Raw genomic sequence first — 15,968 nt, 5'->3', positions numbered from 1 at the left:
ACATATATGTGTATATGTATTTTTTGGGTCTTTTTTTTATCAGATACACAAATCCAATAATATAAAAATTATATTTAATTTTAGGAGGAGGTATAGTAGTGAAAGAAAAGATATTTGGAGGATTAGAGGTATTCGCAAAAACAATGGTTCAACCATTAATGTACTTATCAAGTGCAGGTATATTAATGGTAATAGGGGTATTACTTACAAATGATATGATAACTGGTATGATTCCATTTTTACAATGGGAACCAATACAAATATTTGGAAAATTAATATATAACTGTGTGATGGTTATTATTAATAATCTTGCAGTTATTTTTGCCATTGGTATTCCTGCTGCAATAGCGAAAAAAGAGAAGCATAAAGCAGCATTAATAGGATTCATGAGTTATATAATGTATCTTACAGCGTCAAATACTATGTTAACATCACTAGATCAGCTTGCTACAGGAAGTGACATGTTAGGATTAACTGGAACTGGACAAGCTAGTATTTTAGGTATTCAAATTGTTGATACAAGTGTATTTGGTGGAATTATTTTAGGATGTATAACTGGATATGTATTTAACCGCACAAGCGAAAAGCGTTTTAAAGGAGCGTTACAAATATATTCTGGAGCGAACTTTAGCTTTATATGTATGTTCTTTGTTTCTATTATATTTGGAGTTGTGAGCAACTTGGTATGGCCATTAGCTCAACAAGGAATAGCATCTATTGCAAATGTAATAAAAAATACAGGTACATTTGGTTTATTCTTATATGGATTCTTAGAGAGAATATTAGTACCAACAGGTCTTCACCACTTAATTTATACACCATTCCAATTTTCTGACTTAGGTGGAGTACTTCAAGTTGGTACAGATACTGTTGCAGGAGCTTATGCAATAGTTATGACAGAAATAGGTTTACCAGTAGAGCGTTTTTCAGATAGTATTTACTACATGGCCACTGGATTTACAAAAATGTTTGGTTATATTGGTATAGGAATGGCCTTTATACATACTGCATATAAGCATAATAAGAAAAAAGTTAAAGCTACGGTTATTCCATTGGTAGTTACAGCTATACTAGCATCAGTAACAGAACCTTTAGATTTTATGTTTGCATTTGTTGCACCGTTATTATTTGTTGTGCATGCAGCAATAGCAGGTCTTTTCATAGCTTTATTAAAAATATTTGATGTCACAGCATTTTGTGGAGGAAATTTATTAGCATCACTTATAATGAATGTCACAGTAGGTGTAGAAAAAACACATTGGCCAGTGATGATTATATTAGGTATTGTTCAAATACTTGTATACTTTGTAGTATTTAGTTTCTTAATTAAGAAATTTAATCTTAAAACGCCAGGTCGTGAAGATGAAGAAACTAGCAAAGATAAAGAGCCAGCAAAAACAATTAATTTTGATACAGATATTGTAAATATAATAGAGGGTCTAGGTGGAAAAGAAAATATTAACACAGTGGAAAATTGTATAACGAGATTACGTGTTAATGTTAAAGATGAAAATAAAATCAATGAAGATATGATTAATTTAACACCTAATAGTGGAATTGTTAGAAAAGGGAAAGATATACAAATAATTTTTGGACTTCATGTTCCAGATGTAAGACGTGCAGTGGAAAGTTATTTAGAAGCGTGCTAGATATAAATATTAAACTATAGATAAATATTATATAGGAGGAATAAAATTATGATTATTACAGTTGTTGGTGGGGGGAGTACATTTACTCCAGGTATTGTTAAGTCAATTGCACAAAGAGCGAAAGAGTTAGATCTTGATGAAATTAGATTATTTGATATTGATAAAGAGCGCCAAGATAAGGTAGCTGTTGTTGTTGAGTGGATATTAAGAGAAGATGTTAAAACAGATGTTAAGTTAACTGTAACTAATGATGAAAAAGAAGCTTATACAGATGCAACATTTATATTTGCTCAAATGCGTGTAGGAAAATATGAAATGCGTGAGCAAGATGAAAAAATACCATTAAAATATGGTTGTGTAGGTCAAGAAACTTGTGGTTGTGGAGGAATGGCATACGGATTACGTACAATAAATCCAATGATAAAAGTTATTGATGATGTAGAAAAGTATGCTAAGAAAGATCATTGGATACTAAACTATTCTAATCCTGCAGCTATAGTTTCAGAGGCGTGTCGTAAGTTAAGACCAAATGCAAGAATTATAAATATATGTGACATGCCAATAGCTATTATAGATATGATAGCTGAATCTTTAAATATTAAAGATGTTAATAATATACGTTATGATTACTTTGGTTTAAATCACTTTGGTTGGTTTACATCAATAGATTATAAAGGTAGAGATTTATTAGCAGAAATCAAAGAATATATAAAAGAAAATAAAATACTATTACCACAATCTTATATTGAAAGAATAAAGAAAGCTCAAAGCGTAGGAAATCGTCATGCTGTAAGTAGCTGGAATCACGTATGGTCATCAGTTCATACAATGTTAGAAAGTTTCCCAGAGTATTTACCAAATACTTATTTAACATACTATCTTTTAAGTAAAGAAACTGTTGAACATGCAAATCCAGAGCGTACTCGTGCAAATGAAGTTATGGAAAGTCGTGAAAAAGATTTATTTGAAGGTGTAAATAAATACTTAGAAACTGGAGAAATTGATGAAAAAACATTCTACGCTGGATCACATGGAGATTGGATAAGTGATTTAGCAGTAGCTATTAAAAATGATACACATGCTCGTTTCTTAGTTATAACTGAAAACCGTGGAGCTATTCCAAATATGCCATACGATGCAATGGTTGAAGTTCCAGCATACATAGGAAAAAATGGACCAGAAGTTATAGCAATGGATCCAATTCCTCTATTCCAACAAGGATTAATGATGCAACAAGTTAACAGTGAAAAATTAATTGTAGAAGCTTGCATAGAAAATAGCTATGAAAAAGCACTACAAGCATTCACATTAAATAAAACTGTTCCAAGTATGAATGTTGCTAAACAAATATTAGATGATATGATAGAAGTTAATAAAGGATATTGGCCAGAATTAAGATAAGATTGTTTTGATTTATTTGTTATAAAATAAGTCGTTATGAAAGTAGTTACCATAAAAAATGTGGTAACTACTTTTTTATATAAGAAAATAATATTTTGATGCAGAAAACCTCATGGATAATGCCATGTTCACAAAGGCTGGTATATTGACATTAAATCAAGTAAACACTTACAAAGGAAGTAGAAATTTTAAATATAGAAAGGGATATTATTTGGTCCAACAAGTGGTATGAGTATAAAGATGTAAACATGGTAGTTTTAGTGCAAGAAACTTAGACAAAAGTTTAAGACAAATGTTGTATACATATTTTACTACTATAGACAAAACTTTTTTAGTATTATTATCTTATAAAACAAAATAGGAGGTAATGATGAATTATAAACTTAAAATAGAACTAATAAAATTACAAATGATACAAAAAGGATACTCAATAAGCCGTTTATCAAAAGAAAGCCAAATATCTAAATCAACTATATCAAGATTACTAAACCAAATGGGTAGTAGCAGAGCGGAAACTATTTATAAAATAGCCCAGGCTCTAGATTTAGAAGTAAAATACTTATTATTATAAATTAAGGGGAGGGAGATTATGTATTCACAATTAATAAATGATATAAGAAGTATTCAAGATTTAGAAATAGTAATAAACTACTATTATCCTAATCAATTAAAAAATAAAACTATGAAATGTCCCTTCCACAATGATAGTACACCTAGTTTTAAAATTGTAGATAAGGGTCAGGGAGCTTTTTATAAGTGTTTTGGCTGTGAAGAGAGTGGAGACATAATTGAATTTATAAAAAAGGTAGAAGGTATAGGATTTATACCTGCTTTAGAAAAAGCATATTTGATATTAAACAAACAGTTAAATTTACCAAAGAGTAATTTTAATAAAATTAATACTGTAAATAAAGCAAATTTAAATCAATATTACGAAGAAAAAATAAAAGAATCTTTAGAAAATCATGACTTAGATTCAGCATTTAGACATGAATGTAAAAAAGATAGAGAGAATAAACAAAGCTACTATATTAAATTTCCATATACAGATGATAAGAACAAACCTCTAAGGATATGGGAGAATTTAAATGAGATACTAGAAATAAATAATATAAGTGTAATGTACAATGAAATTGCTAAGGACATTGAAATTACTGGAGTAGAAGGTAGTACACTTGAAAGTCAGTTAATTTCCATACACTCACTATCTAACAAGTATGGATTTCCACTTAATTTAAATATGATAAATAATTTTATAAATAAAATAGCCAATAACAATCCTACTAATCCTGTTACAAACTTTTTAGAATACTGCTATGAAACCTATGATAATGATGATAAATATATTCAAATGTTATGTAATGCTATTATTACAAATAGTTCTTTTGATGAAGATTTGAAAAAAATCTTAATCAGAAAGTGGTTACTAAATACAGCCTCTATAGCATTTAATGATGGGAAAGGTAATACAGAAGGTGTATTAACCATGCAGGGCAAGCAGGGAATAGGAAAGACCAGATTAATAAGAAAGATAGTACCTATGTATGTGAAGACAGGATTGGAGCTAGACCCTAGTGATAAAGATAAAGTTTATCAATGTATAAAATACTGGGTATGTGAGTTAGGAGAACTAGATTCAACATTTAAGAGGAATTTGGCAAAATTAAAAGCTTTTATCACAGAGCAGACAGATGAATTTAGAAAACCTTATGGATTAGTACCTATTAAATATCCGCGTAAGACATCATTTTATGCAACTGTTAATAATGAAGAATTTTTAAAGGACGAGAGTGGGAATCGAAGGTATTGGGTAATTCCTGTGGAGAAAATAGATTTTGAGCTTGTTGATAAGATTGATATATATCAGCTTTGGGGAGAGGTTATGCATATCAGAGAGAAGGGAGTAGAGACTATTTATCTCAATCAAAGTGAAATGAATATGTTAAATAGAAGTAATAATAATTTTAAAGTTATGGGTCAATTAGAGATTGAAATTGATAAGTTGTTTGTTTGGGAAGCTGGAAAAGGTATGTGGAAATGGATGTCTTCAAAAGATATAATTAATAAACTGTATATAAAATCAACAAAGGGGCTAAGGGCAACTTTAGAAAGTTATGGAGCAATATATCAAAAGAAAGGCAATAAGCGAGGATATATTATGCCGCCAGAAAACCTGATGCTTGAATAGTGTACGAGTACATCAAATGATGTACTTTTTTCGTGTAAGAAGATTATAGGTGTTTTGAAGTTGGAAAAATACATCATATAAACACCATAGGTACAGGAAAAATCAACTTGATGTACCGTAGTAAATATGTGTAATACCAAGGAGTTCGGAGTATTAGTACACCAAGTATATCATAAATTAATAAAACTAATGTAACTGTTGTATTTTATTGAATATATATACTTTTGCAAAGTTGGTGTACATGCTGTACTGGTGTATATTATAAAATAAAGATATGATCTAGATAAATATTTAATAAGAAAAAGAGGGATTTGAAGTACTTATTCATTGTCTAAAGTGTAACTTATGCATAAAAAGCCATACCTTATGAAGAATTATTGATATTTTCTTTTAAAGATATATAATGAAAAATATAGCACTAATAAACTAAAAAAATTTATACATTAGGATAAAAATATTAATATTATTTTCATATAGAAATTTAAAGAAAGTAAATTTATAATCAGTATAAATTCGGAGGGGGGGAGCTTATGTTTTTTTTAAACTATATAGTATTTATACTAATAATACTATTCATACATCTAATAGCTTTAAGTACACCGTTACTAAATAGCAAAAAATACTTTTTTGGGGTATATGTAAATGAAATAACCATAGAAAATGATTTAAAAATTAAAATAAATAAAGACTTCAAAATAAAATTAAATATAGCACTACTTCTAAGTATTATGATTTATATAATATTAAAAAATATATTTGATTTAAACATAGGTGCTAATATTATAATCTGCACAACTATATACCTTGCTATATTCTTTTTAATTTTAACAATAGAATATAAAAAGGTTAAATATATTAAAAATACTTATTTATCAAATTTACAGTCATGTAATAATGAATGTGAAGGGAAACTACATGAAGGATTGATTATAAGGGAAGATGAAATTCTTTCAGAGCAAAAGAAAAAACTAATCAAGAAGTTTAAAATATTATTTGGTATATGTATAGGGTTATCACTTATATCATTTTTATATGTTTTGATAAATTACAAAACCATGCCAGATATAATAATTACACACTGGGGTTCTGGAGGTAGACCAGATGCTTATTCTAAAAAAAATATATTAAACGTATTTCTTATAAATGTTATAGATATATCTATGGTTTTATTATTTTCTGTTATAGGTGTAGGAAGTATTGCAGGAAACACTTATATAGATGAGAATAATTTAGAAGTAAATAGAAAAAAGGCTATAAAATATTTAAATGGTATAGGCTATTCTTTTTTTGCTTTAACTCTTAGTATGCAATCTATTACGACTACCATACCTATATTTATGGTTCAAGAAAAAAATATGCCGATGTGGTTGACTTTAGGTTCATGTATAGTACCAATTTTTATAGTAGTGCCTGTAATTTATTACTACTTAATGTTGAGTGGGATAAAGCCTAAGAGTAGAAATATGTATACTGTTGAAAGTGATGATGAAAAATGGATTTATGGTTTTATTTATTATAATAAAGAAGATCCAAAACTTATGGTGGAAAAAAGGTTAGGTATGGGATGGGGTATGAATATGGCTCATCCTATGGGAAAGATAATTACAATTATACTTATATTAATAACAGTTGGCAGTTTATTAATAGGATTTATATAGAAATAGATAGCATAAAAGGGATGAGCTTAAATAGAGTTCATCCTTTTTGTATGTAATTTAATTTTGTTTATAAAAATAAGTTTTTTTGAGAGATAGTTATAAAAAATAACGTAGTATATAGTGTAAATCAGAGAGGGAGATGATTATGGAGAAAAGGATGATTAAGAAGATTCGAAAGAAAGATACTAAGGGTCTTGATTATATAATTAATACTTACAGTAAAAAAGTATATTTTTTAGTAAACAAGATCATTGGAATATATGGAAAAGAAGAAGTTGAAGAATGCGTCAGCGATGTATTTTTTGCAGTATGGAATGATATTGAGCAATATGATGAAAAACGTGGGGAATTCAGTAGTTTTATATTTATGAAAACAAAGTACAAAGCATTGGACTATAAGAGAAAACTTGATAAAAAACATCTTCCAGTTGAAACTTTACAAGATAATATATCAAACACAATTACTACTGAAGATATTGTAATTGACAAAGAATGTAACTTAGAAATTATAAAAATTATAAATAACTTTAAAGAACCAGATAAAACCTACTTTTATTTAAGATATTTTATGTATTACAAAATAGATGAAATAGCTGACAAATACAAAACTACTAGATCCTCTGTGGAAAATAGGTTGTATAGATGCAGGTTGAAAATAAAAAGTGTTTTAGAAGGAGGGGAGATAAATGAAGGATAAAAATAATTTTGATAAAGAGATATATAATTTAATTGATAATATGGAAAATTTAGATGAGTTAGATTTTGACTTTGAGAATATTGGGGAAGAAGAAAATTTAAGTTCTAAAGATATGGAAAAAATAAGAGAAAAAACCTATAAAAAAATAGAAAATCAAAATATTAAGAAGTATAAAATTAAAAGTTTATCACGATTTATAGCTTCCATAGTACTAGTTGCATTAATTGGAACAACGGTAGTTATAGCAATAGCAAATAATCTACATAAATATGAGCCCTCAAGTGGGAAAATAATAAAAAGTGAAACGCCTATTTATACTCTAAGTAAGCCGATAACTAAAAAGGTTAAGGATGGAGAAATAACATTAAATAGCTTTATTTTGAATCCGCAAGAAGAAAGATTTGATGCAGAAGAAGAAGGACGTAATGTAAATTATGAGTATATAAAAAGAGAAGTAAGAATAAATGGAAAAGATATATTAGAAGCTGACTATGAAGAATGGAATGATATGGGAAGTGAATGGACTTTAAGTATTGGAAGACCCTGTGAATATAAAGAAGGCGATAAAGTTGAATATATTGTAATAATCAAAGATAAATTAGGAAAAGAAAGTAAAATTGACTTCCAGTTAAAACTAAGTGAAGCCACATCTATAGAAGAGTATAATAAAAATTTGCCTAATGCAACAAATAACAATGTGACTATAAGTGCTATGACAAAAGAAGAAAACAATACACTATATGTAGATTTAATAGCAATTTCAACTAAAGAAAATATGGATTTTGAAGTAGATAGCTTTGGAGATTATGATTTTGAAAATAACAAAGTAAACATATTTTTAACTGATGTAAATGGTAAAAAAGTAAAAGCAGAAGGATTAGAGTACTATGATGGAAGTAAACTTAAGTTTAATATAGAAAATTTACAAAAACCATTTACCATAGAGATAAAAGGACTAAATGTTTGTTCAAATGATTTAAAAGGTGAGAAAGTTACTTTGCCTGTATTAGAAATTAATGAAGAAAAAAGTATTAATAAACTTATAGATATAGAAGATAAAAATAACTATCTAACTAAAGAAAGTTGTAAAGTATTAATAAAAAGTGTAAAAAGGGTAAAGGGAGAAGAAGAAAATAATTATAAATTAACTTTGGATTATCCAGATAATAAAAATTCATCCATAAAGATAAAGGGAGTAAATGTCGAGCCTGATTTATCTTTTGTTGATCTAATAAAAGGAATGATAAGTACATATAATCCTATGAACTTGTCTGGAAGTAGTCAAGAATTATCAGAAGATGGAACATATAAAGAAATTACTTTAGAATATTCAAATAAAGACAAGAAAGAAAATGTGAAGCCGAAGTTTGAGATAAGTGGTTATGAATATATTATAGAAGGTCATTGGAAACTCATTATTAAATAAAAATTGATAATATTAATATTTAGAAATGAAACAATTATTCTAATAGTAGTTACTAGATAAGCAAATTTAGTAACTACTTTTTTATGGCTAAAATTTGAAAAAAATAAAAGCTAAATTTATTAGAAATTAAAGAATTGATTATTTAAGACTATATATGGGTAATAAGGAAATAACAGTTTAGCAGACTGAAAAACATATAAATTAGGAGGACATCTATGAATTTCAACAAAATGGCTAAGGAAATCTTAGTTAATGTTGGTGATGTAGAAAATATCAAAGAAGTAATACATTGCTATACAAGACTAAGGTTCACACTAATAGATAATGAAAAAGTAAATAAGGAAAAGCTTCAAAAAATTGAAGGAGTACTAGCAGTACAAGAAAGTATGGAACAATTACAAGTAGTAATTGGAAGTACAGTAGATAAGGTTTATAAGGAATTAGTAGAACTAATGGAAAAAGAGTCTAAATTATCAGAGTTGAAAACTACTAAAAAAACAAAAGAATTACCAGCAAACAAAAAAGAAAACACTTCAAAGAATAAAATAGGTATTTTATTTAATAAAGCATTATCAACAATGTCAAAAATATTTGCACCAGTAGTACCTGCACTGGCTGGATCAGGAATGATAAAAGGTATACTTGCGGTTTTATCTATGTACTATATGAATAAACATGGCGTAGATATTAAAACTAATGATACTTATATAATATTTAATGCAGCATCAGATGCAGTATTCTATTTCTTCCCAATAATACTAGCTTACACATCGGCAAAGGTGTTTAAGGCGAGTGAAATTATATCAATGGTTCTAGGAGCAACACTTTGTTATCCAGCCATAGTAGCATTAATGGGGGAAGAAAGAGTAATTTCATTATTTGGTATGGCTATTACGAAAGCGACTTATACATCATCAGTAATTCCAATAATAATTGCAGTTTGGGTATTATCATACGTAGAAAGATTTTTAAATAAAGTAGTACCAGAAGTAATAAAAACTATAATGGTTCCAACATTTATATTATTAATAATGGTTCCAGCAACACTTTTATTATTTGGTCCAATAGGGATTTACATAGGTAATGGAGTAAACTTTGTATATCAACAACTTATGAGTTTCAGCCCAATACTTTGTGGTGCATTTATAGGTGGACTTTGGTGTGTACTTGTTATATTTGGAGCACATAAAGCTATCATACCAATAGCTATAAATGATGTAGCAATGACTGGACGTCAAAACTTATTAGCATTTGCGGGGGCAGCAAACTTTGCTCAAGCAGGAGCTGCTATGGGGGTATTTTTAAAATCAAAGAATAAATCATTAAAAACAGTTGCTTTATCAGGAAGTATAACTGCTTTATTTGGAATAACAGAACCAGCGATTTATGGTGCTAATTTAAGACTTAAAAAGCCTATGATATATGCAGTAATATGTGGTGCCATAGGTGGTGGAGTTATGGGTTATGGGGGTGCTTATGGTATAGCATTTGCAAACCAAGGTCTACTTACTATTCCAGTATATGCACAGGCCGGAGTTATGGGATTTGCTTCTTACTTAATAGGTATCGCCATAGCATTCTTTGGCTCAGCAGCACTTACTTATATATTAGGATTTGAAGACATAAAAGAAGAAGTAGTTATACAAGAAGAGATAGCTGTATAATTATAAAATGACATTAGGAGGAGAAAATATGGCTAATATATTTCCAAAGGATTTTTTATGGGGAGCATCTTCATCAGCATTTCAAATAGAAGGTGCTTGGGATGAAGATGGAAAAGGAAAAACTGTTGCTGATTTTAATTCGTTTAAAAAATCAGCCATACAAGCAGATAGTAAGGTAGCCAGTGATTTTTATCATCATTGGAAAGAAGATATAGATTTAATGAAAGAATTAGGTCTAAAAACTTATAGGTTTTCACTATCATGGGCAAGAATAATACCTGATGGTGATGGGCAAATAAATCAAGCAGGAATAGATTTTTATAATAAAGTTATAGACTATCTTATAGAATGCAATATAACTCCTTTCGTTACACTATATCACTTTGACTTACCTTATGCTTTAGTTGAAAAATACAACGGATGGGAAAGTAGAGACTGTGCTTTTGCTTTTGAAAGATATGCAAAAATATGTTTCGAAAATTTCGGAGATAGAGTTAAATACTGGCAACCACATAATGAACAAAACTTAATGATGCGTGTAAAAGAGCGTATGAACATTTATGTGGACGATGCTTATGAAGTAGAGAGAATGAGAGCAAAAATGGATTATCATATGTGTTTAGCTCATGCTCTTGCAACTAATGCTTGTCATGAAATGATAGAAGATGGAAAAATAGGACCATCAATATCTTCGACAGTAACTTATCCATACTCAAACAAACCAGAAGATGTATGGGCAGCTAAATTAAATGATAATTTCAAAACAAATTATTTATTAGATATGCATTTTAATGGAGAATATCCAGCTTACTATATGAATTACTTAAGAGAGCTTGATATAGTACCTTATATGCCTGAAGAAGATAAGGAAGTTCTAAAAAAAGCTAAAATGGACTTTATAGCATTTAACTACTATCGTACATTATGTGCTAGACATATTGATGCTACTGAGGAAAATCCAAGAGGTAGCCGTGGTAATAATGAAATAGATTACGATTTATACGGGTACTTCAAAATAGAAAAAAATCCAAATCTAAAAGCTACAGAGTATGGAGCTCAGATAGATCCTGTTGGTATGAGAATTGCTCTAAATGATTACTACAACAGATATCATTTACCACTTATAATAACAGAAAATGGTCTTGGAACAGCTGATATTTTAACAGAAGATGAAAGAGTGCATGATGATTATAGAATCGACTATTTAAGAGATCATATAGATGCTTGTGCAAAAGGAATTGAAGATGGTGTTGAGCTTATGGGGTATTGCCCATGGTCAGTAATAGACTTACTAAGTTCTCATCAAGGGTTCAAAAAACGTTATGGATTTGTATATATAAATAGAGAAGATCATGATTTTAAGGATTTAAGAAGAATCAAAAAGGATAGTTTCTTCTGGTATAAAAATGTTATAAAATCTAATGGACAAGACTTATAATATATATAACTAAAGAGGAGAATTATATGTTTCCAATATTTAAAAAGAAAAAGAAACAAGAGGTTATTACTTCTTGTATATCTGGAAAAATTGTACCCATTGAAAAGGTAAATGATGGTGTTTTTTCAGCAAAAATCCTAGGTGAAGGGGTAGGTATTTATCCACATGAAGAGATAGTATTATCTCCATGTGATGGTGAAATTGTTTCAGTAATGCAAGAAACCAAGCATGCCATTGGAATAAAAACATCTAATAATATGGAGATACTAATACATGTAGGAATAAATACTGTATCAATGAAGGGGCTTGGCTTTGATATTTTTGTAAAAGAAGGAGATAAAGTCAGCAAAGGAGATAAGTTAATAAGCTTTAGTAGAACATTAATAAAAGATAATAATCTTGATGATGTAGTTATTATGGTTGTTACTAACTCAGATCAGTTTGAAAACATAGACTTTAAAACTGATATAGATGAAGTATCAAATGATACTATTATTTTAAGTTTAGATAATAAATAAAAGTTTTATTTATATGAAAAGTAGTTACTTGATTTTAATAATTTCTAGTAACTACTTTTTTAATTTAGTTAAAAAATATAATTATTAATATATTTATATCTAATAAAAATTAAAAATTGTTAATTTGGACATAAAAATTTGACATTTTGGACATTTATTTTTATGGAATTAAATGATACGATGTAGTCGGTTATTTTAAAAGTAGCGGATTAAAATATTGGCTATGCAATTATATATTTACAAATAAAGGAGATGATTTAATGGGTAAATCAAAAAAACAAATTTCTGCTGGTTGGAAAATTGTTATAGCGTGTATGCTTATACAAGCAATACCATATGGTGTAATGGCTAACTTACAACCACAGTTCATGTACTATGTAGTTAGTGACAAAACTTTAGGGTTTAGTATGGCAAGTTTTTCTTTAATATTTACTATAGGAACTTTAGTTTCAGCTATAGGCTCGCCAATAGTTGGAGGCTTATTTAAAAAATTCAGTCTTAAGCCTTTATACATAGCAGGTGCTATATTAGGTTGTGGTGGTTTTGCTGCATTTTCAATTGCAAAAGCTCCATGGCAATTCTATATAATAGCAGGTGTAATGCAAATAGGTGCGGCTATACTATCTGCTTTAGGGGTACCTCTATTAATAAATGCTTGGTTTGATGAAGCGAGTAAAGGAAAAGCATTATCTACAGCAATGGCTGGTGGATCAATAGGGAACATATTCTTACAAAGTTCATCAGTTGCTTTAATAAAAGTTGTTGGATTTAAGCAAGCTTACTTAATCTTTGGTATTATAGGTTTAGTTGTTGCTATTCCAATAGTATTATTTATGTTAAGAATGCCAAAAGACTCTTCTGAAATTGTGAAAACTAAAGGTGCTGAAGAATCTGCTAAAGGAGAAAGCTTAAACTGGGGATATAGTGTTGCTGAAGCAATGAAGACTAATGGATTTAAACTCCTTGCTTGTGGATACTTCTTTGTTGGTATATATGTTGCTGCATTATCAGTACAATATCCAGCTTACTTACATTTAAATGAAGAAGTAAATACAGGAACAATAGGATCTATATTTGCAATATGTTCTCTTGCTGGTACTTTACTTGGTGGTAGATTATTTGATAAACTAGGAGCATTTAAAACTGTATTAATAGCAGGTATAATAGTTGCTATATCCGATATAACATTAATATATGCAGTAGAAATAACTCCGCTAGCTTATGTATTTGCAGTAGCTAAAGGTTTATCTATATTTGCTTATACAATGGGACCTGCTTTACTTGTTGGTAAATTATTTGGTAACAAAGAATATACTGGAGTATTAGGTATGGTACAATTAGTATTTGGTATAGGATTTGCTTTAGGTTCATCATTATTCGGTGTAGTAGTTGATAAAATGGGATATGGTGTAGCTTGGTGGGCTATATTAGGCGCAGTTATATTAGCGTATATTGGCATACTAACTGCTATAAAAGCTATGGCTAAATTAAATGAAAATAAACAAGCAGAAAAAATAGCTGCTTAAATATAAATAAAAGAGATCTATTAAAATGTTTAATTATTTTGATAGATCTCCTTTTTGATTTTATACTTAATTAAGTTATATATATCAAATATAACTATCTTATATAAATAAAAATTTGAGAAATTTTGATATAAGACACCATGAAGTTTATGATTAGGTTTTAAAGAAATATTTATTTGTGGAGTATAGAGGTGAACATAAGATAGAAATAAAAATAGATAATGATAGTAATTTAATAAATAAAATTCTAAATATGTTAAATATAATTTTGAAGGTTGTAGTGTACAAAGAAGAAGATATGACTATTTAGAAGAAATGCAAATTTGTGATAGTAGTCAAGATTTTAATATTATGCCAGAGGATACTAAGTATGATGAAAGTATTAGTATAGTTTGGAAAATAGAAAATTAGAATAATAGAAATACATTCATAATACATTTAATTTATTGATTATATTATGTGAAAAAAATGCTATATTTATAGTAGGGGAACTTACAAAACTATAATTTGTCAACAGTAGGTTATAAATGAAAGGATGAGGAGAATGTTTGAAAATTTAAAACAAGCTGACATGGAAGTTTATAACAGTATGAAAAGAGAGCTACTTAGACAACAAAGAAATATAGAGTTAATAGCATCAGAAAATATAGTATCAATGGCAGTAATGGAAACTATGGGGAGTCACTTGACTAATAAATATGCAGAAGGATACTCCGGAAACAGATATTATGGTGGATGTGTACATATTGATGAAGTGGAGACTTTAGCCATAGAAAGGTTGAAGAAAATTTTTGGAGCAGAACATGCCAATGTACAACCTCACTCTGGGGCAAATGCAAATATAGCAGTTTACTTTGCTATATTAAAACCAGGAGACAAAGTAATGGGAATGAATTTATCTCAAGGTGGGCACTTAACTCATGGTTCTCCAGCCAATATATCTGGGCAATATTTTGAATTTCATGAATATGGTGTAACCAAAGATGGATTTATTGATTATGATAATGTAAGAAAAATAGCTCATGAAGTTAAGCCTAAGCTAATAGTAGCAGGGGCAAGTGCTTATCCTAGAGCAATTGATTTTAAGAAATTTAGAGAAATAGCTGATGAAGTGGGAGCATTGTTAATGGTTGATATGGCTCATATTGCAGGTCTAGTTGCAGCAGGACTTCATGAAAATCCATGTGAAGTAGCAGATTTTGTAACGAGTACAACTCATAAAACTTTAAGAGGACCTCGTGGAGGAATAATTCTTTGCAAAGAAAAATATGCAAAAGCCATAGATAAAGCCATATTCCCAGGAACTCAAGGTGGTCCACTAGAACACATAATTGCATCTAAGGCTGTTTGCTTTAAAGAAGCTTTAAGCGAGGAATTTAAAGAATATCAGACTCAAGTGGTGAAAAACTGTAAGAAGTTAGCTGAAGAGCTTATGAAAAGAGATTTTAAATTATTAACTGGCGGAACAGATAATCATTTAATTTTGCTAGATTTAACTAATAAAAAAATAACAGGTAAAGAGGCTGAAAAAAGATTAGATGAAGCCTATATTACTACAAATAAAAATGCAATTCCTTTTGATCCAAATGGAGCTCATATAACTAGTGGAATAAGAGTGGGTACTGCAGCAGTTACTACAAGAGGAATGAACGAGGAAGACATGACAGTTATTGCTGAGGCAATTGACTTGTGCTTGACTTATGATTTGGAAGATAAGGCTAGAGATTTAGTTGTTGGACTTACAGAAAAATATCCTTTATATGATGAATATAATTTGATGGACTAATAATAGTTTAAAATTAT

General features: G+C 29.0%; 13 protein-coding genes. All 13 read left to right on the top strand.

What is annotated here, in order from left to right; genetic code table 11:
• Positions 1–98: 98 nt before the first annotated feature.
• A complete protein-coding gene (locus QX51_RS01185; protein WP_039678076.1) occupies positions 99–1,649 on the top strand; it encodes a PTS transporter subunit EIIC in 1,551 nt (516 codons plus the stop codon).
• A 48-nt stretch (positions 1,650–1,697) separates the two neighbouring features.
• A complete protein-coding gene (locus tag QX51_RS01180; protein ID WP_039678074.1) occupies positions 1,698–3,050 on the top strand; it encodes a 6-phospho-alpha-glucosidase in 1,353 nt (450 codons plus the stop codon).
• 370 nt (positions 3,051–3,420) lie between these two features.
• The gene (locus QX51_RS01175; RefSeq protein ID WP_039678073.1) at positions 3,421–3,621 is read left to right on the top strand and encodes a helix-turn-helix domain-containing protein; all 201 of its coding nucleotides are present in this window, start codon (positions 3,421–3,423) and stop codon (positions 3,619–3,621) included.
• An 18-nt stretch (positions 3,622–3,639) separates the two neighbouring features.
• Positions 3,640–5,238, top strand: a complete 1,599-nt coding sequence (locus tag QX51_RS01170) for a VapE domain-containing protein (protein ID WP_039678072.1) — start codon at positions 3,640–3,642, stop codon at positions 5,236–5,238.
• Between the two features lie 530 nt (positions 5,239–5,768).
• Positions 5,769–6,896 (top strand): DUF5808 domain-containing protein, encoded by a 1,128-nt coding sequence (locus QX51_RS01165; RefSeq protein WP_039678071.1) that lies wholly within the window; start codon positions 5,769–5,771, stop codon positions 6,894–6,896.
• A 145-nt stretch (positions 6,897–7,041) separates the two neighbouring features.
• Positions 7,042–7,593: a sigma-70 family RNA polymerase sigma factor gene (locus tag QX51_RS01160; RefSeq protein ID WP_052232799.1), complete on the top strand. Its 552-nt coding sequence runs from the start codon at positions 7,042–7,044 to the stop codon at positions 7,591–7,593.
• Positions 7,583–9,019: a hypothetical protein gene (locus QX51_RS01155; RefSeq protein WP_039678068.1), complete on the top strand. Its 1,437-nt coding sequence runs from the start codon at positions 7,583–7,585 to the stop codon at positions 9,017–9,019. Before QX51_RS01160 ends, QX51_RS01155 begins: the two co-directional genes overlap by 11 nt.
• Positions 9,020–9,234: 215 nt before the next feature.
• On the top strand, positions 9,235–10,683 hold the full coding sequence (locus tag QX51_RS01150; RefSeq protein ID WP_052232798.1) for a PTS transporter subunit EIIC: 1,449 nt from the start codon (positions 9,235–9,237) through the stop codon (positions 10,681–10,683).
• 28 nt (positions 10,684–10,711) lie between these two features.
• On the top strand, positions 10,712–12,121 hold the full coding sequence (locus QX51_RS01145; RefSeq protein ID WP_039678067.1) for a glycoside hydrolase family 1 protein: 1,410 nt from the start codon (positions 10,712–10,714) through the stop codon (positions 12,119–12,121).
• 26 nt (positions 12,122–12,147) lie between these two features.
• Positions 12,148–12,639, top strand: a complete 492-nt coding sequence (locus tag QX51_RS01140; RefSeq protein ID WP_039678066.1) for a PTS sugar transporter subunit IIA — start codon at positions 12,148–12,150, stop codon at positions 12,637–12,639.
• 260 nt (positions 12,640–12,899) lie between these two features.
• Positions 12,900–14,165, top strand: coding sequence for a conjugated bile salt MFS transporter (locus QX51_RS01135; RefSeq protein ID WP_039678065.1), 1,266 nt, complete (start codon positions 12,900–12,902; stop codon positions 14,163–14,165).
• Between the two features lie 178 nt (positions 14,166–14,343).
• Positions 14,344–14,475: a hypothetical protein gene (locus QX51_RS21380; protein ID WP_278246177.1), complete on the top strand. Its 132-nt coding sequence runs from the start codon at positions 14,344–14,346 to the stop codon at positions 14,473–14,475.
• Positions 14,476–14,709: 234 nt separating this feature from the next.
• Positions 14,710–15,951: a serine hydroxymethyltransferase gene (locus QX51_RS01130; RefSeq protein ID WP_039678064.1), complete on the top strand. Its 1,242-nt coding sequence runs from the start codon at positions 14,710–14,712 to the stop codon at positions 15,949–15,951.
• The last annotated feature ends 17 nt before the right edge of the window (positions 15,952–15,968 follow it).

Source organism: Terrisporobacter othiniensis (assembly GCF_000808015.1).
GTDB lineage: Bacteria > Bacillota > Clostridia > Peptostreptococcales > Peptostreptococcaceae > Terrisporobacter > Terrisporobacter muris.
Note: the sequence above shows the minus strand (reverse complement) of the source record. Positions and strands in the feature narration are given on the sequence as shown.